Here is a 16349-nt window from a genome sequence, read left to right as displayed (position 1 = left end):
GCTACTCCCGATCGACCAGAATCAGGGCGAACCGGTCCAGCGGATCCGTCCACACCCGATCATTGCCAAATCCCGCGGCGTCGAGTTCCTTGCGGATCCCCTCGACCCGGAACTTCGCCGAGATCTCGGTGCGCATCTGCTCCCCCGCCTCGAACCGCACCTCCAGACCGATCCCGGGCAGACACACGGTCATCGCCTCAGCCGCCTCCAGCCGCATCTCGATCCACTCGTTCGCCTCGTCCCAGAGCGCCACATGCCGAAACCGATCCACATCGAAGTCGGCTCCGAGCCGCTCATTGAGCACCGACAGGACGTTCAGGTTGAACTGAGCGGTCACCCCCGCCGCGTCGTCGTAGGCCGGCACCAACAACGCCGGGTCGGTGACCAGCCCGACCCCGAGCAGCAGTTGCTCCCCCTCGTCCAGCACCTCGGCGATCGAGGCCAGGAACTCGGCCCGCTCGTCGGGCACCAGGTTTCCGAGGGTGCCGCCGAGGAACGCGATCATCCGCCTGCCGCCCCTCGGCAGATTGTGCAGTGTGTCCGTGAAATCGCTGACGATGCCGTGCACGGTCAGCGACGGGAACTCGGCCGCAAGCTGCCCGGTGGCAGAGACCAGCGCGGCCTCCGACACGTCCTGCGGCACGTAGCGCTCCAGCGTCCCGTGCTCGGTCAGCGCGCCGAGCAGCAGCCGGGTCTTCTCCGAGGAACCGGAGCCGAGTTCGACGAGGATCTGCGCGGAGGTGGCCTCGGCAATGTCCGCGGCACTCGCACGCAGCAGCTCCCGCTCGGTGCGGGTCGGGAAGTACTCGGGCAGCCGGGTGATCTCCTCGAACAGTTCACTGCCCCTGGCGTCGTAGAACCACTTGGGCGGCAGCCATTTCGGTTTCGATGTCAGTCCGACCCGGGCATCCTCGCGCAGATACCCGAGCATCTGCTCCGGCGACAGGTGGATCTCCAGGGTCGGTTCGCTCATCGATGCCCTCCCAGTTCGGTGATGTTCAGGTGCCCGGGTCGGGCATGCACGAGATGTCCGTCCGGAACGGCCCGCCAGCCCGGATCGTCGTCGATCGGTTCCGACGCGACCATCGCGCTCGTCTCGTCGACCTTGACCGACAGCGAGTGGTACACGGTCGTCGCCCACAGCTCGCTCCCGTTGCCCAACAACAGGTTCAGCCTCGACTGGGGAGACGCCTCGAGCACGTCCGCGACCACGGAGCACAGGGCATCCTCGGGGGCACCCTGCTCGAGTCGGCGCCGCACCAGGGTCCAGAGCAACGCCGAGTCGGTGAGTGCGGGCATCCGCAGCAACTCCACCGCGGGCAGCCACTCGGCGAGCGCGGCGACCGAACCCGGCCACCCCTCGATCCGACCGTTGTGGCTCAGCGCCCATCCGTCACCGGTGAACGGCGCGCACGCCGCCCGCTCGAGCGGCATGCCGACCGTGGCCGATCGGACCGCGGCGAGGATCGCGGAGGCGTGCACCTGCCCGAGCACGCCCTCGATCGCCGGGTCCGTCCAGATCGGCGCGGGATTCCGATACGCGGTCACCGTGTCCATCACGCCCAGTCCCGCACCGCCCCCGCCTGCCGCGTCACGGTCCGCAGCACCGCCGTTCCCCCACCACGCCGCCCCGAACCCGTCCGCGTTGATGGTGCCGCCCCCACGCATGTCGCGGGGCGCCCACGACTGGGTGCGCAGGCTGTGCGATCCGGCACCGATCAGTTCGCCCACCGCGCGCGGTGGACCCAGATAGCCGAGATGCCTGCACATCTAGGCGTTCTCCGCGGCGGCGTCTCGTGCGCAGTCATCTCGCGCACCGACGTCCCGTGCGCACCGGAACCCGGCGAAGATCTGCCTCCGCACCGGATGATCCCAGTTGCGGAAGGTGCCGCGGCAGGCCACCGGGTCGGTGCCGAACGACCCGCCGCGTAGCACCTTGTAGTCGCCGCCGTGGAATACCTCCGAGTACTCCCGGTAGGGAAAGGCCGCGAAACCCGGATAGGGCAGGAAGTCCGACGACGTCCACTCCCAGACGTCGCCGATCATCTGATCCACGCCGTGTGGGGACCGGCCACGCGGATATGCCCCGACACCGGCCGGCTCGAGATGCCGCTGCCCGAGGTTCGCGTGCTCCGAGCTGGGTTCCTCATCGCCCCAGGGGAATCGGCGCGATCGCCGGGTCGCGGGATCCCACCGGGCAGCCTTCTCCCACTCGGACTCGGTGGGCAGCCGCTTGCCCGCCCACCGGGCGTAGGCCTGCGCCTCGAAGTAGCAGACGTGCACCACCGGCTGGTTCGGCTGGAGCGGCGCGAGCATCCCGAACGACCGGCGCCACCAGTCCCCCGCCCCGTCGCGTTCCCAGAACTGGGGCGCGGTCAGGCCCGCGGACAGTCGGTGCGCCCAGCCCCGGTCGCTCCACAGCTCGGCGCGCTCGTATCCGCCGTCGGCGATGAACTCCCGGTACTGCCCGTTGGTGACCGGGGCGACGTCGAGCGCGAACGCCGCCACGCTCACCCGGTGCGCGGGCCGCTCGTTGTCCAGGGCCCACGGGTCCGTGGAGGTGCCCATGGTGAACTCCCCGCCGGGGATCACCACCTCTGCCGGTGTCACCACCCGCACCGCCGCCGGCGGCGCCGGCACCGAAAGCGCGGCCGGAGGCGCCGGTGCATGCAATACCGCTGGGCCGCTCCGCAACTGGTGGGTGGCGAGCATGGTTTCGTCATGCTGCTGCTCGTGCTGGGCGATCATCGCGAACCCGAAACCGTTGCGCTCGACGGGCCGGCCGGCCAGCGGCGAACGGTCGAGAATGTCCCACACCTTGTCGCGGACCTCGGCGACGTAGCCGCGCGCCTCGTCCGGGTTCAGCAGCGGCAGCGCGGGTCGATCCGCCCGCGGATGCTTGAACGCGTCGTACATCTCGTCGATGTCGCGGCGCACCGGTTCGCGGCCGCCCACGTCGCGAACCAGCCAGAGTTCCTCCTGGTTGCCGATATGCGCGAGGTCCCACACCAGCGGGCTCATCAACGGCGAGTGCTGCGCGACCAGTTCCGACTCGTCGACGCATTCGGTGAGAGCGGCGCTGCGGGCGCGGGCTCCGGCCAGCACCGTCGCGAGCTGGGCGCGCAGTGCCTCTGTCGTCAAGGCTTCAGGTGTCGTTGCTCGGGTCGACGGGCCGGCGGTCATCGGCGGTACTCCTGCGCTGGGGTCAGTCCGCGGCAACATCGCTCGGCCGCGGACGCGAGCTCCTCCTCGAACCGCGGCGACCGCGCTGCGGCCAGGAACAGCAGTTCGCTTGCGGTACGGCGCAGTTCGCCGTCCCGGAGCCCGAACTCGGCGGCGTCGCGCCAGCGGCCCGCGGTCGGCGACGCCAGGGCAATGGCCTCCGCGATGGTGGCCCGGTCGTCGAGCAGTGCGGCGAGCGCCGCGATCGGCACCCGCCACCGATCGCCTGGCTGCGCGTCCAGGTACCGCACCTCCAGGTGGCCCGCGGCCCGGACCGGCGGGAACAGGGTGGTCAAGTGGTAGTCGAGGTCGGCGATATCCGGCCGCCGGTCGATCTCCGAGTCCAGGGCCCCGGCGATCCAGTCCGCGAAGGTCGCGCCCGGCGGCGCCGACCAGTCGCCGTCGGTGTCTGCGTTTCCTCCAACACCGCGGCCCCCAACACTGTGTCCTCCAACACTGCGTCCTCCCACACTGCGTCCTCCCACACTGCGTCCACCCACTACACAGAGCAGCGGCACGTCGAGCGCCCAGCGGCCGTAGTCGGCGACCGGATCGGACGTCTGCGGGGGCCGTGTCCGGTCAGGGTCGAGTTCGAGCCACGTCCGCATCCGCTGCGACGCCCACCCGCCGTCGGGCACTCCGCGCAGCCGCGGCGAGCAGGCGAAGGCGGCGAGCAGCGCGGGCCCGGCGTCGTGCAGCAGCCGCCAGCGGGCGGCCACCTCCGCCCGATCCGCACCAGCGTCGACGCTCACCTGGGTGGCCGCCGTGTTGCACATCATCAGCCGGCCGAACGGTCCGATCCCGTCGAACCGTTCCTCCATGACCCGGTACCGGGGCAGTCGCAGCAACCGCTGGGCCTGGCGGGACCGGTCGGCTGCGCAGGATCGGACGGTGATGCCCGCGGCCCTCAGCAGGCGGCGCAGGACGGCTTCGTCGGCGGCGAGCGCGGCACACAGGTCCTCGGCCGAGGACAGGGGCGCGCTGGAGAGTTCGATCTGGCCGCCGGGTTCGATGGTGACGGCGCTTCCGCTCGGCAGACTCAGAGCGGGCGAAGACGGGGCAATCGATGTCGGCGCGTGCGGCCCCAGCGCAGCGGCGATGTCGCCGAGGTCCGGCCTGGTCCGCGCGGGGTCGTCACGGGCGGTCAGCCATTCCAGTTCGGCACCGATCAGCCGGGGTGGGCCGAGCTTGAAGCAGACACCACCGACATACGCCTCCGCGGCGGCTCGGGTCGTGAACCGGCGCGAATCCACTGCCATCGCCATCAGCTGCTCCGATCGTCGGCGGCGCGTGCTCGGCAAGTACGAATTCGACAATAGAGACCGTCACCGACACTAAACCGAGATCGCCGTTCGCGCACCCGTCGCGGCGCCCGGCGGACCGTCGCGCCGGTACTGTCCGACGCACAACGCCGCCTCGGCTCGGAGGATCCGCAGATGCTCGATCAGCAACGCCTACGCCGCGAAACCCCTGGCTGCCTCGACAAGGTCTTCCTGGACAGCGCCGGGTCGTCGCTGCCGCCGGAGCCCGTCCTCGGGGCGGTCACCGCCCATCTGCGCCGCGAGGCCGAGATCGGCGGTTACCTCGCCGCGCAGGAACGCGCCGCCGACCTGGCCGACGTGAAGACCGCGCTCGGCGAGCTGCTGGGAGCGCAGGCCGCCGACCTCGCGCTGGTGGAGAGCGCGACCAGGGCGTGGACGGACTTCTTCTACGCCGTGCCGCTGTCCGCGGGCGAGAAGATCCTGGTGACCGAGGTCGAGTACGCCAGCAACGCCATCGCGGCCCTGCAGCGCGCCCGCGCGACCGGTGCCGTCGTCGAGGTGGTGCCGTCCACCCCGACCGGCGAGATCGACCTCGACGCCCTCTCCCGGATGCTCGACGACCGGGTGCGGCTGGTGTCGCTGGTGCACGCGCCGACCAACGGCGGGCTGATCAATCCGGTCCGCGAGGTGGTGGACCTGGCGCACGGTGTCGGCGCGCTGGTGCTGCTCGATGCCTGCCAGTCCGTCGGCCAGATCCCCGTGGACGTCGCCGCGCTCGGTGTCGATGCGCTGTCGGCGACCGGCCGCAAGTGGCTGCGCGCGCCGCGCGGCACCGGCTTCCTCTACGTGCGCCCCGAACTGGCTCGCACCCTCGAGCCCGCCGCGCTGGACCTGCACGGCGCGCAGTGGACGGCCACCGACGGCTACCGGATGGCCGAGGACGCGTCGCGGTTCGAGTTCTGGGAGTGCAGCGTCGCCGGCCGGCTCGGCCTCGGCGCGGCCGTCCGCTACCTGCTCGGGCTCGGCGTCGACGAGGTGGCCGCCGCGGTGGCCGAGCGCGCCGAGTTCGCGCGCGCCGGGCTGGCCGCCATCCCGACCGCGACGGTCCGCGACCTCGGCCGCTTCCGCAGCGGAATCGTCTCGTTCACCGTCGACGGCGTCGCCGCGGCGGCGGTGCGGGAAGCGTTGGCCGCCAAGGACATCACCGTGACCGTCAGCGGCCGCGGCTCGACGCTGGTGGACATGAGCAACCGCGACCTCGACGCGGTGGTGCGTGCGTCACCGCACTGCTTCAACTCGTTCGAGGACATCGAGCGGCTCGTCGAGGCGGTCGCGGCGCTGTAGTGACTACTCCTGCCGACGCAGCTCGGCGTGCAGGTGGTGAGTCAGCGGTGTCTGGTCGTGCGCCATCCACAGGTCGTAGGTGAGCAGGTCGCCCGCGACCACCCAGCGTCGGCGGATCTCGTGGACGGGCTTGGCATTCGGGGACCGGCTCAGTGTCAGCGTCGTCATCTCGAGCACCCCGTCGCGGACCTCCCCCTGGTGGATCTCGACGAATCCCGTGGGCTGGCTCACGAGCAGCTCCACGCCGTCCCCGCCGGTGAGCCGAAGGTAGCCGTTCTCGGTGTGCATCGGGGGTCCACCGCCCGGCTTGCGGGTACGGGACAGGTAGGTCAGGAAGGGCTTTCCGATCGGGGTCAGGTTGACCTGCTCGTCGTACGCGAAGTCCTCGATCGTCGGGTAGTGCCCCTCGCCGGAGCCCGCCCAGTGACCGGCGAACGGGGCGAGCACACCCAACGGCGCCAGCGCGGCGGTTGCGTCAGTCATCGGCACTCCCGAAAGTCGTGGTGGTCTTCCATCAACGAGCCAACCTACCGGTTCATCTCCGACACCCCAGACCGAAATGTATGGAGCCTGAGTTCGCAGCCAGACGGACAATCCGGTAGGCTGTCCTGCGTTGTCTCGGCGAGGGTGAACCACTTCGTTGGCTCACCGTGATCGACGCGGCTACGGCTACCTTTCGAGCAGTTGCGCTCCGGGCCGTGCGCGTTGTCCGCCCCCGTCGAGAACACCGCAATGCCACCGAATCAAATCTGATGTGAGCCGTAGGAGCTGTTTCCCCATGTCGACCGATGCCAATCGCCTCGAAGCCGCCGTCCGCACCGAGTTCGGCAAGGGCGCCGCCCGCCGCGCCCGCCGCGACGGCCAGGTCCCCGCGGTCCTCTACGGCCACCAGGAAGAGCCGCGCCACCTCGCGCTGAACGCCCGCGAGTTCGCCAAGGTCCTGCGCGCCCACGGCACCAACGCGGTCCTCACCCTCGACATCGAGGGCACGGAGCAGATCGCGCTCACCAAGTCGGTCGTCGTGCACCCGATCCGCAGCTACATCGAGCACGCGGACCTGCTGGTCATCAAGAAGGGCGAGAAGGTCACCGTCGAGGTGCCCGTCGTCGTCACCGGTGAGGCCGAGGCCGGCAGCCTGGTCGCCCAGGACGCCGCCACCGTGTCCATCGAGGCCGACGCCATGAACCTGCCCGAGCAGATCGAGGTCTCCGTCGAGGGCCTCGCGGTCGGCAGCCAGGTCCACGCCAGCGGCCTGACCCTGCCCGCGGGCGCCACCCTGCAGGGTGACCCGGAGCTCCTGATCGTCAACATCGTCGCCGCGCCGACCGCCGAGGCCCTCGAGGCCGAGGGTGCGGGCGCCGAGGGCGCCGAGGCCCCCGCCGAGGAGACCGCGGGCGAGGCAGAGGCCGAGTCCACCGAGAGCTGAGCCTCTCCACCGCACACATCAGTGCAGCGCTAACGTCGACGGCGCGCCATCCCGCGAGGGACGGCGCGCCGTTGACGTTCGCGGCCCCATCCCTGCGACCGAGAGCCGACCGCGTTGAGCCAGCCATCCGAACCAACCGCCCTCGTCGTCGGGCTGGGCAACCCGGGACCGCAGTACGAGCGCACCCGGCACAACATCGGCTTCATGGTGGTCGACGCGCTGGCCGCCCGCGAGCGGGCCCGGTTCACCGCGCACAAGAAGAGCGGCACGGACGCGGTCACGCTGCGCATCGCCGGCCGCCAGGTCATTCTCGCGAAGCCGCGCTCCTACATGAATCTCTCCGGGAAGCCGGTGGCCGCCCTGGCCCGGTTCTTCTCCGTCGAACCCGCGAATCTCGTTGTCGTGCACGATGAGCTGGATCTGGACTACGGGACGCTCCGACTCAAGCTCGGCGGCGGCGAGGGCGGGCACAACGGCCTGCGCTCGATCTCCAGCGCGATCGGCACCAAGGACTACCTGCGCGCCCGCGTCGGCATCGGTCGCCCGCCCGGCCGAATGGACCCCGCGGACTACGTGCTCAAGCCGTTCTCGTCGGTCGAACGCAAGGAACTGGACCTGGTCTGCGAGGAGGCCGCGGACGCCGTCGAGCTGCTGCTCCGCGTCGGACTCGAGGCCGCCCAGAACCAGCTGCACTGAATCCATCCGGCCTGACCTACTATCGGCTACGCGACGAACGTCACGGTGACGAAGAAGTCGGAATTGACACAGGGGGCGTAGTGGTTCGGTGGGTCGGCGCAACTGGTGCGTCGTTGGCGCTCGCGGTCGGGGTCCTTGTGGTCGGCTGCGCCGATTCGGGTACCTCCGGAACCCCCACCGCCGCCAAGGGAGTCCAGGTCGATCCCGCCGACTACGCGGTCGGCGACGGCAAGCACGTGTTCCACCTCGTCTCCGGTGCCGCCGGCTGCTGGTTCAACCCGAATCAGACCGACAACCAGGCACCGCACATGCTGTGCGACCTTCCGCTGCCGAAGACCGATCAGCCGATCGTCGATCCCCAGACCGGCGTGCGGGCGCCTGCCAACGCCGTCGTCATCGAGCCGGACGGGGTCCGCAAGGTCGTCAATGTCGCAGGCGCCTTCATCGCAGGCACGCTGCTGCCGCCCGACTCGACGCTCACGGTCGGGGACCTCTCATGCACGGCCGACGACGGCAAGTCCATGACCTGCAACGGGCCCGCCGGATCGTTCAGTTTCGATGGCGCGACCTCCGAGGTCCGAATCGGCGAATAGCCGGCTGCTCAGGCGCCGCCCACCAGCGACGCCGACCTCCCGCGGCGCAGCTTGCCGGACGACGTCTTCGGGATGCTGCCCGGCCCGAGCACCGCGACGGTCCTCGGCCGCACGCCCACCTCCGAGAACACCGCGTGCACCACCTCGTGCTCGATCCGCTTGACCTCCTCGGGGTCCTCGTGGTCATTGGTCTCCACCGCGACCGCGAAGGACTCCCGCTTCTGCCCCGCGTCCAGCCGCACGGCGACGGCGTTGCCCGGCCGTACCCCCTTCACGGTGCATGCGGCCCGCTCGATGTCGGTCGGGTAGACGTTGCGCCCGCCCATGATGATCACGTCCTTGACGCGGCCACACACCACGATCAGATCCTCGTCGGTGAAATAGCCGACGTCGCCGGTGTTGAACCATCCGTCCTCGCCCTGCGCCGGCTTGTGCCCGTCCACCGTGAGGTAGCCGGGGGTGACCGAGCCGCCCCGCAGCTCGATGATGCCGACGGCACGGCGAGGCAGCACCCGCCCGTCATCCCCGACGACGCGCCCCTCCAGCCCCGACACCAGGGTGCCGAGCGTCGGCAGCTTGCGGGCGTTGGGGCGCTGAGTCGGTACGGCCAGGCCGGCCGCCTCGAACAGGTCCGGGTCCACCAGGTCGAGCACCATCCCCAGCCCGGGCTCGGGCAGGGAGACCGCGAGGGTCACCTCCGCCATCCCGTAGGTGGGCGCCAGCGCCGCCGGATCCAGCCCGAACCGTGCGCCTGCCTCCGCGAGCGCGATCATGGTGTCGGCGTCGACCGGCTCCGCGCCGTTTAGCAGGCAGCGCACCGTCGACAGGTCCACGACGCCGTCCTCGGCCTTGGCCAGCTTCCTGGCGAGCAGGGAGTACGCGAAGTTGGGGGCTGCGGTCACCGTGCCCCGATACCTGCCCATCAGGTCCGCCCACAGCAGCGGCGCGGTGAGGAAGTCGATCGGGGTGATGCTGACGATCTCGGCGCCGATCTGCATCGGCAGGGTGAGGAACCCGACCATGCCCATGTCGTGGAACAGCGGCAGCCAGCTCACCATCACGTCGTCGTCGACCGAGAACTTGATCCGGGAGAGCATCGCGCAGGAGTTCGTGTAGAAGTTCCCGTGCGTGATCTGGACGGCCTTGGGCGATCCCGTCGAACCCGACGTCAGTTGCTGCAAGGCGATGTCGGACTCGGCGGTCTGCAGCGGATCGATGTCGGGGCCCGCGCGCAGGTCCCCGATCGTGACGACCTTGATGCCGCGCTCGGTGAGCAGCGGTGCCGCCGCGTCGAAGGGTGCACCGAGGATGACTGCCTTGGCCGAGATCATGGCGATGACCGTCTCGGTGTCCTCGGCCCAGACGGTCAGGTCGGTGCGCGGCGTCGGCTGGTGCAGCATGGTCACGGACGCGCCGCGCATCCAGGTGGCCTGGACGGCAGGCGCGATGTCGACCGGCTGGCCAGCGAGGATCCCGATGGCGTCGCCGTGGCCGATGCCCGCCGCCGCGAGCCCGCCCGCCATCGCGCGGGCGATCGCGTGAATCTCGCTCCAGACCTGCCTGCGCGGGGCGTCCGGTTCCCCGGTCACCAGTCCGTGCTGACTGACCGCGGCACTCGCATACATCTCGGCGGTGAACTGGCTCATGACACCCTCCTCGCTCGGATGGAGGGTGGGGCGGTCAGGCGGGGTTCACACCACGCCGAAGGCCCTGGCAGCCCTCTCTGGTGATTCCGGAATCAGGGTTCGGTCGTTGCGGCCGCCGGGGACGGCCTCGTTCGGGGTCACCCGAGCATAGGCGTGGCGGGCACGGGTAACCTGGCATATTGGCGTTTCGCCATCGTTCTGCAACTCATATCAGTAAGGAATCCCGGTGACCACCGAGCCCGCGTCGGCGACCGCCTCCACCTCCACCGACGCCGCCGCGGAGGTCGCCTCGCCCGGGACCCCCGCGACGCCGAAGGGCCTGGCCGCCGAGGCGACCCGGCGACGGACCTTCGCCGTCATCTCGCACCCCGACGCCGGCAAGTCCACGCTCACCGAGGCGCTCGCGCTGCACGCGAAAATGATCTCGGAGGCTGGCGCCGTGCACGGCAAGGCCGGCCGCCGGTCCACCGTCTCGGACTGGATGGAGATGGAGAAGGCCCGAGGCATCTCGGTCAGCTCCACCGCGCTGCAGTTCAACTACAAGTCGGGTGAGTCCGAGCCGACCGACCCGGTCAGCGTGATCAACCTCGTCGACACCCCCGGCCACTCCGACTTCTCGGAGGACACCTACCGGGTGCTCACCGCGGTCGACGCCGCGGTGATGCTGATCGACGCGGCCAAGGGCCTCGAGCCGCAGACCCTCAAGCTGTTCCAGGTGTGTCGGCACCGCGGCATCCCGGTCATCACGGTGATCAACAAGTGGGACCGTCCGGGCCAGGCCCCGCTGGAGCTCCTCGACGAGATCCACGAGCGGATCGGCCTGACCCCCACTCCCCTGTTCTGGCCGGTGGGCATCGCCGGCGACTTCCGCGGCCTGCTGCGGCGCGGCGAGGACGGTGTCCCCCGGGAATACATCCGGTTCACCCGCACCGCGGGCGGCGCGACGATCGCGCCCGAGGAGATCCTCGACGCCGACGCCGCCGCGGCCCGCGACGGCTCCGACTGGGACACCGCGGTGGAGGAGAGCGAGCTGCTCTCCGCCAGCGGGCAGGACCACGACCAGGAGATGTTCCTGGCCGGGCAGACCTCTCCGGTCATCTTCGCCTCCGCGATGCTGAACTTCGGCGTCCGGCAGATCCTCGACACCCTCGTCGCGCTCGCTCCCGCCCCCGGCCCGCGCGACGACATCAAGGGCGTCGCGCGCGAGGTCACCGATCCGTTCAGCGCGGTGGTGTTCAAGGTGCAGGCCGGCATGGACACGTCGCACCGCGACCGCCTCGCGTTCATGCGGATCGTCTCCGGCGTCTTCGAACGCGGCATGGTCGTGACCCACGCCCAGACCGGCAAGCCCTTCACCACCAAGTACGCGCAGACCGTGTTCGGGCGCGAGCGCTCCACGGTCGAGTCCGCGTACCCGGGCGACGTCGTCGGCCTGGTGAACGCGACCGCCCTGGCACCCGGCCACACCCTGTTCACGGACAAGAAGGTGGAGTTCCCGCCGATCCCCTCGTTCGCGCCCGAGCACTTCTCGGTGCTGCGCACGGAGAGCGCGAGCAAGTACAAGCAGTTCCGCCGCGCGGTCGAGCAGCTCGACTCCGAGGGCGTGGTCCAGGTGCTGCGCAACGACATTCGCGGCGACGCCGCGCCGGTGGTGGCGGCCGTCGGCCCGATGCAGTTCGAGGTCGTGGCCGCGCGGATGAAGGCGGAGTTCTCGGTGGAGGCCCGGATGGAGGGCCTGCCTTACGCGCTGGCCCGCCGGACCGACGCCGAGTCGGCGACGGAGCTGGGCCGCCAGCGCGGGGTCGAGGTGTTCACCCGTTCCGACGGCGTGATGCTCGCCCTGATCAGCGACAAGTGGCGGCTGCAGTACCTGCAGAAGGAGCTTCCGGAGCTCACCCTGGAGCCGCTGGTCGCGACCGCGGACTAGCTCCGTGAACCCGCTGCTCGCACTGTTCGACGCGGAACTGCACATCGGCGGGGCGGCGATCCTGTGGCGTGAGATCGTCGGCAACGCCTTCGGCATCGCGTCCGCGATCGGCGGGATGAAGCGCGTGGTGTGGGCCTGGCCGGTCGGCATCGCCGGAAATGCCTTGCTGTTCACCGTGTTCATGGGCGCGCTGTTCCACACCCCGCAGGAGCTGAACCTGTACGGCCAGGCCGGGCGCCAGCTGATGTTCATCACCGTGAGCGTGTACGGCTGGACGCAGTGGCTGCGGTCGCGGCACGAGTCGGGTCAGGCGGTGCTGCCGAGGTGGGCTCCGCGCCGGGACCGGCTGCTGCTGATCCTCGCGATGGCCGTCGGCACCGTGGCGTTCGCGCAGATCTTCGCCCGGCTCGGGTCCTACGGACCGTGGGCGGAGGCGTGGATCTTCATGGGCTCGATGCTGGCCACCTACGGAATGGCTCGCGGGTGGACCGAGTTCTGGCTGATCTGGATCGGCGTGGACCTGGTCGGTGTCCCACTGCTCCTCGAGGCCGGCTACTACCCGTCCGCGATCCTCTATCTGGTGTACGCAGGATTCGTGGTGTGGGGCTTCGCGGTGTGGCTGCGAATCCAGCGCGAGAGCACGCGCGCGGGTCTAATGAACCCCTAATGATTCGCTAACGGGCGCCGAACCTTTCGTCCATACCTTGGGTCATGTCGAAGCCATCCGGGCTCCCGACACGACACAAGGAGTTCCCCATGCGTAAGTCCCTCAACACCGGCACCTTCCGCAAGCGCGCCGGGATCGCGGCCGCCGGACTGGCGGTCGCCGCTGCCATCACGGTGCCCGGCGTCGCATGGGCCAACGACTCCGTCCCACAGGGCGGCGCCGTCGCCGTCCAGGAGTCGGGCCCCGCCGTTCCCGGTGCACCCCTGGACACGGCAGGCTGCGAGAACGCAATCGAATTCAGCGCGGACGCGGTGGAGAAGATGCGCGCCGACGGCATCGCGGTGCCCGCGACCCCGGTGACCGAGCTTCCCGACGCCGCGGGCGAACTCCCGACGCTGATGCTGCAGCTCGACGAGAACGCACCGACCGGCGCGATCACCGTCATGCGCGACTGCTAGGTCCAACCGCACCTCCTGGCACCATGGACCGGGTGACCGCCTCCGCCCACATCCTGATCGTCGACGACGACCCCAAGGTCCTGGCCTCGCTGGAGCGGGGGCTCCGACTGTCCGGCTTTCACACCGAAACCGCGACAGACGGGGCCGCCGCCCTGCGGGCGGTGGCCGACACCGGTCCCGCAGCGATCGTTCTGGACGTGAACATGCCGCTCCTCGACGGCGTCGGCGTGGTCACCGCGCTGCGGGCGATGGGCAACGAGGTCCCGATCTGTGTGCTCAGCGCGCGCAGCACGGTCGATGACAGGATCGCGGGCCTGGAGGCCGGGGCCGACGACTACCTGACCAAACCGTTCGAGCTCGGCGAACTGGTCGCCCGGCTGCGGGCCCTGCTGCGCCGCGCGCCCCGGTCCGTCGCGCCCACGGGGGCCGTCACCGTCGGCGCCCTCGAGGTGGATCTGCCTGGGCGCCGTGCCCACATCGCGGGGCGCCGCCTCGAGCTCACCAAGAGAGAGTTCGACCTGCTCGCGGCGCTGGCCGAGAACGCGGGCATCGTGCTCAGCAGGCCGCAGCTGCTGCGGCTGGTCTGGGGCTATGACTTCGACGCCGACACCAACGTGGTGGACGTCTTCGTCACGTACCTACGCAAGAAGCTGGAGGCGCAGTCGGTGCCACGAGTCCTGCACACCGTCCGTGGGGTCGGATTCGTCCTTCGGGAGCGGCCGTGAAGCGGTCTCTCTCGCTGCGTACTCGTGTTGCGATCGTGTCGGCGCTGGCCGCTGCCGTCGTCATCGTCGCGATCGGTGCCGCATTCGCGGTGTTCCTGCGCGTCAACGGATCCGAAACACTCGACCGGACCCTCGACTCGGTGACATTGGAGCTCCCGTCGGGCGTCGCGATCGACACTGTGCCGGGTGTGCCCGCCACACCCCTTCCCGACGCTGTCGCCGGCGACGTCACGAGGGCAGCGTCGGTGGCAGGCGCCGCGGTCCGCATGCGGGACGTCGCAGTCCCCGGCGAACCCGGCTCATTCATTGCGCTGGCAGTCCCGGAGGATCCGCTGACCCGTGCGATCCGCCAGCAGCAGGCGGCGGTCGCGGTGGCCGCGGTGGTCGCGATCGCGGCGGCTGGCGGGCTGGGTTGGCTGTTGGCGGGGCGCGCCGTCCGCCCGCTGCGACTGCTGGCCGACGCCACCCACGACATCGGCGACGATCCCGGCGCCGCGCGCCCGAACGTGCACGGGGCCCGCGAGGCCGAGGACCTGTCGGAGGCGATCGGTCACATGCTCGACCGGATCGCCGTGGCGCAGAAGCGAACCGAGGAGGCGCTCGGATCTGCCCGCGACTTCGCCGCGGTGTCCGCACACGAGCTACGCACCCCGCTGACCTCGATGCGCACCGATCTGGAGGTGCTCGCGACGATGCGGCTCACCGGCGAGCAACGCCAGGAGATCCTCGGCGACCTGCTCTCGACGCAGCGTCAGGTGGAGACGACGCTGACCGACCTGGAGCGACTCGCGGTCGGCGAGCTGTCCGACATCGCAGATCACGAGGAAGTCGACCTCGCCGACCTGGTCGACCGCTGCGTCCAGGAGGCCGCACGCATCCACCCCGACCTGGACGTCACCTTCTCGGCCCCCGAACCCGTTCTGGTGCGGGGCATTCCGACCGGACTACGACTGGTGCTCGACAATGCCATCACCAACTCGGTCCGGCACGGCGGGGCCGGGCGAGTGCTGGTCGCCGTCCGCACGGAACCCGACGGCGCCGTCGTCGTCACCGTCGACGACGACGGGACCGGGGTGCCCGAGTCCGAGCGTGCGTCGGTCTTCGAGCGCTTCGTCCGGGGCACCGGTTCGAGTGCCGACGGGTCCGGGTTGGGGCTCGCGTTGGTCGCCCAGCAGGCGGCGCTGCACGGCGGCACCGTGGAACTGGTGGACAGCCCGCTCGGCGGCGTCCGACTGGCGCTGCGGCTCCCGCAGTCCACTCCCGCCGAGAGTGCACCTCCCGTCGCCGCCACTCGGCCGATGCCCCGGTAGGTGCACGCTCGACGCGGGCCAAGAGTGCGGCGGCGTCAGATCCCGGCGCGCCGAACCAGGGCGTCGGTCAGGGTCGGGGCGAAGTTGTCCAGGAACCGCAACAGCTCCGCATAGGTCGGGAGCAGTTCGACCGGCCGGGTCCGGATCGCGGTGACCAACCAGGAGGCCGCGTCCTCGGGAGTGAGGGCGGGCATCGCGTCGTAGTCCTTGGTCGGCGCGATCATCGGCGTGCGGATGAGCGGGAAGTGCACGGTCGTCACCGCAACCCCGCGCCCCGCGAGTTCGGCGCCGAGGTCGCGCCCGAACGCGCTGACCGCGGACTTCGACGCGTGGTACGCCGCGAACTTGGGCATCACCCCGCCCGGCACGCCCCAGGTGGCCACGTTGACCACGTGCCCCTGCCCCCGCTCGAGCATCGCGGGCAGCAGCGCGAGGGTCAGCCGCACGGGGCCGAAGTAGTTCAGCGCCATGGTGCGCTCGAAGTCGTGGAACCGGTCGAGCGAATCCTCGACGGAGCGGCGGATCGACCGGCCCGCATTGTTGACGAGCACGTCCACTGGGCCGAGCTCGCCGGAAACGACCGTCCGGAGCCGGTCGACGTCGCCCGGATCGGTCAGGTCGCAGGGCACGGCGTGCGCGATCCCGCCCGCACCCACGATGTCGTCGCGAACAGCCTCGAGCGCCTCCGCGCCCCGCGCGACGAGGATCAACTCGGCGCCCTCGGCGGCGAGGCGACGCGCGGCCGCCTCCCCCACGCCGGACGACGCCCCGGTCAGCAGGATCCGCTTGCCCTCGATCCGGTGCTCGCGCGTCGGCAGGATCCTCGCGGCGAGCGCTCGGGCTGAGGGGATCGGGCTCAACGCCGCTCGAGCCAGGATCTCGGTGATCACGATTGCTGGCTCCTCCGGTCGGGATGGCGGGTTCGATGCGTGGCTGGGTCGAGTGTGCACCTATCGGGGCATCGCCCGAGCAGATTTCTATGGTCAGAGCAACAACTGATCATGAGGGGGTCGGCCGGTGGGATTGGCGCGTAATCGGAAGTTGTTTCGGCTCGTGTGTCGGGGTGCGACGCA

General features: G+C 70.5%; 16 protein-coding genes. 9 read left to right on the top strand and 7 right to left on the bottom strand.

Going from position 1 to position 16349, the window contains the following annotated elements:
• Position 1: 1 nt before the first annotated feature.
• The 4 genes from egtD to egtA are packed head-to-tail and all read right to left on the bottom strand — an operon-like array spanning position 2 to position 4487.
• A complete protein-coding gene (gene egtD, locus ACFXMV_RS20980; RefSeq protein ID WP_378501740.1) occupies positions 2-973 on the bottom strand; it encodes an L-histidine N(alpha)-methyltransferase in 972 nt (323 codons plus the stop codon).
• Positions 970-1770 carry an ergothioneine biosynthesis protein EgtC gene (egtC, locus tag ACFXMV_RS20975; protein WP_378501741.1) on the bottom strand — a complete coding sequence of 267 codons (801 nt, stop codon included), beginning with the start codon at positions 1768-1770 and terminating at the stop codon, positions 970-972. The genes egtD and egtC overlap by 4 nt, the downstream gene beginning before the upstream one ends.
• Complete coding sequence (gene egtB, locus ACFXMV_RS20970; protein WP_378501742.1) at positions 1771-3183, bottom strand: ergothioneine biosynthesis protein EgtB; 1413 nt, start codon at positions 3181-3183, stop codon at positions 1771-1773.
• Complete coding sequence (gene egtA, locus ACFXMV_RS20965; RefSeq protein ID WP_378503306.1) at positions 3180-4487, bottom strand: ergothioneine biosynthesis glutamate--cysteine ligase EgtA; 1308 nt, start codon at positions 4485-4487, stop codon at positions 3180-3182. Before egtA ends, egtB begins: the two co-directional genes overlap by 4 nt.
• Positions 4488-4658: 171 nt before the next feature.
• Here egtA and ACFXMV_RS20960 point away from each other — a divergent pair, with 171 nt between their 5' ends.
• Positions 4659-5828: an aminotransferase class V-fold PLP-dependent enzyme gene (locus tag ACFXMV_RS20960; RefSeq protein WP_378501745.1), complete on the top strand. Its 1170-nt coding sequence runs from the start codon at positions 4659-4661 to the stop codon at positions 5826-5828.
• Between the two features lie 3 nt (positions 5829-5831).
• Here ACFXMV_RS20960 and ACFXMV_RS20955 read toward each other — a convergent pair whose 3' ends face one another.
• Entirely contained in the window at positions 5832-6311 is a 480-nt protein-coding gene (locus tag ACFXMV_RS20955; protein WP_378501746.1) for an FABP family protein, read from the bottom strand.
• A 295-nt stretch (positions 6312-6606) separates the two neighbouring features.
• Here ACFXMV_RS20955 and ACFXMV_RS20950 point away from each other — a divergent pair, with 295 nt between their 5' ends.
• From ACFXMV_RS20950 to ACFXMV_RS20940, 3 genes are all read left to right on the top strand, one after another.
• Entirely contained in the window at positions 6607-7254 is a 648-nt protein-coding gene (locus ACFXMV_RS20950; protein WP_378501747.1) for a 50S ribosomal protein L25/general stress protein Ctc, read from the top strand.
• 114 nt (positions 7255-7368) lie between these two features.
• The gene (pth, locus tag ACFXMV_RS20945; protein ID WP_378500418.1) at positions 7369-7950 is read left to right on the top strand and encodes an aminoacyl-tRNA hydrolase; all 582 of its coding nucleotides are present in this window, start codon (positions 7369-7371) and stop codon (positions 7948-7950) included.
• A 113-nt stretch (positions 7951-8063) separates the two neighbouring features.
• Positions 8064-8543 carry a hypothetical protein gene (locus ACFXMV_RS20940; RefSeq protein ID WP_378500417.1) on the top strand — a complete coding sequence of 160 codons (480 nt, stop codon included), beginning with the start codon at positions 8064-8066 and terminating at the stop codon, positions 8541-8543.
• An 8-nt stretch (positions 8544-8551) separates the two neighbouring features.
• Here ACFXMV_RS20940 and ACFXMV_RS20935 read toward each other — a convergent pair whose 3' ends face one another.
• A complete protein-coding gene (locus ACFXMV_RS20935; protein WP_378500416.1) occupies positions 8552-10189 on the bottom strand; it encodes a fatty acyl-AMP ligase in 1638 nt (545 codons plus the stop codon).
• A 226-nt stretch (positions 10190-10415) separates the two neighbouring features.
• Here ACFXMV_RS20935 and ACFXMV_RS20930 point away from each other — a divergent pair, with 226 nt between their 5' ends.
• The 5 genes from ACFXMV_RS20930 to ACFXMV_RS20910 all read left to right on the top strand — a co-directional run bounded on the left by ACFXMV_RS20930 (position 10416) and on the right by ACFXMV_RS20910 (position 15276).
• Complete coding sequence (locus ACFXMV_RS20930; protein WP_378500415.1) at positions 10416-12116, top strand: peptide chain release factor 3; 1701 nt, start codon at positions 10416-10418, stop codon at positions 12114-12116.
• 4 nt (positions 12117-12120) lie between these two features.
• Positions 12121-12783, top strand: coding sequence for a nicotinamide riboside transporter PnuC (pnuC, locus tag ACFXMV_RS20925; protein WP_378500414.1), 663 nt, complete (start codon positions 12121-12123; stop codon positions 12781-12783).
• 89 nt (positions 12784-12872) lie between these two features.
• Entirely contained in the window at positions 12873-13241 is a 369-nt protein-coding gene (locus ACFXMV_RS20920; RefSeq protein ID WP_378500413.1) for a hypothetical protein, read from the top strand.
• Between the two features lie 23 nt (positions 13242-13264).
• On the top strand, positions 13265-13966 hold the full coding sequence (locus ACFXMV_RS20915; RefSeq protein ID WP_378500412.1) for a response regulator transcription factor: 702 nt from the start codon (positions 13265-13267) through the stop codon (positions 13964-13966).
• The gene (locus ACFXMV_RS20910; protein ID WP_378503305.1) at positions 13963-15276 is read left to right on the top strand and encodes an ATP-binding protein; all 1314 of its coding nucleotides are present in this window, start codon (positions 13963-13965) and stop codon (positions 15274-15276) included. Before ACFXMV_RS20915 ends, ACFXMV_RS20910 begins: the two co-directional genes overlap by 4 nt.
• A 35-nt stretch (positions 15277-15311) precedes the next feature.
• Here ACFXMV_RS20910 and ACFXMV_RS20905 read toward each other — a convergent pair whose 3' ends face one another.
• Entirely contained in the window at positions 15312-16166 is an 855-nt protein-coding gene (locus tag ACFXMV_RS20905; protein ID WP_378502445.1) for an SDR family oxidoreductase, read from the bottom strand.
• Between the last annotated feature and the right edge of the window lie 183 nt (positions 16167-16349).

This window comes from Rhodococcus sp. NPDC059179 (assembly GCF_042754885.1).
Lineage (GTDB): Bacteria > Actinomycetota > Actinomycetes > Mycobacteriales > Mycobacteriaceae > Rhodococcus_G.
The sequence above is the reverse complement of the archived record's forward strand: the minus strand, read 5'-3'. Positions and strand labels throughout refer to the sequence as shown.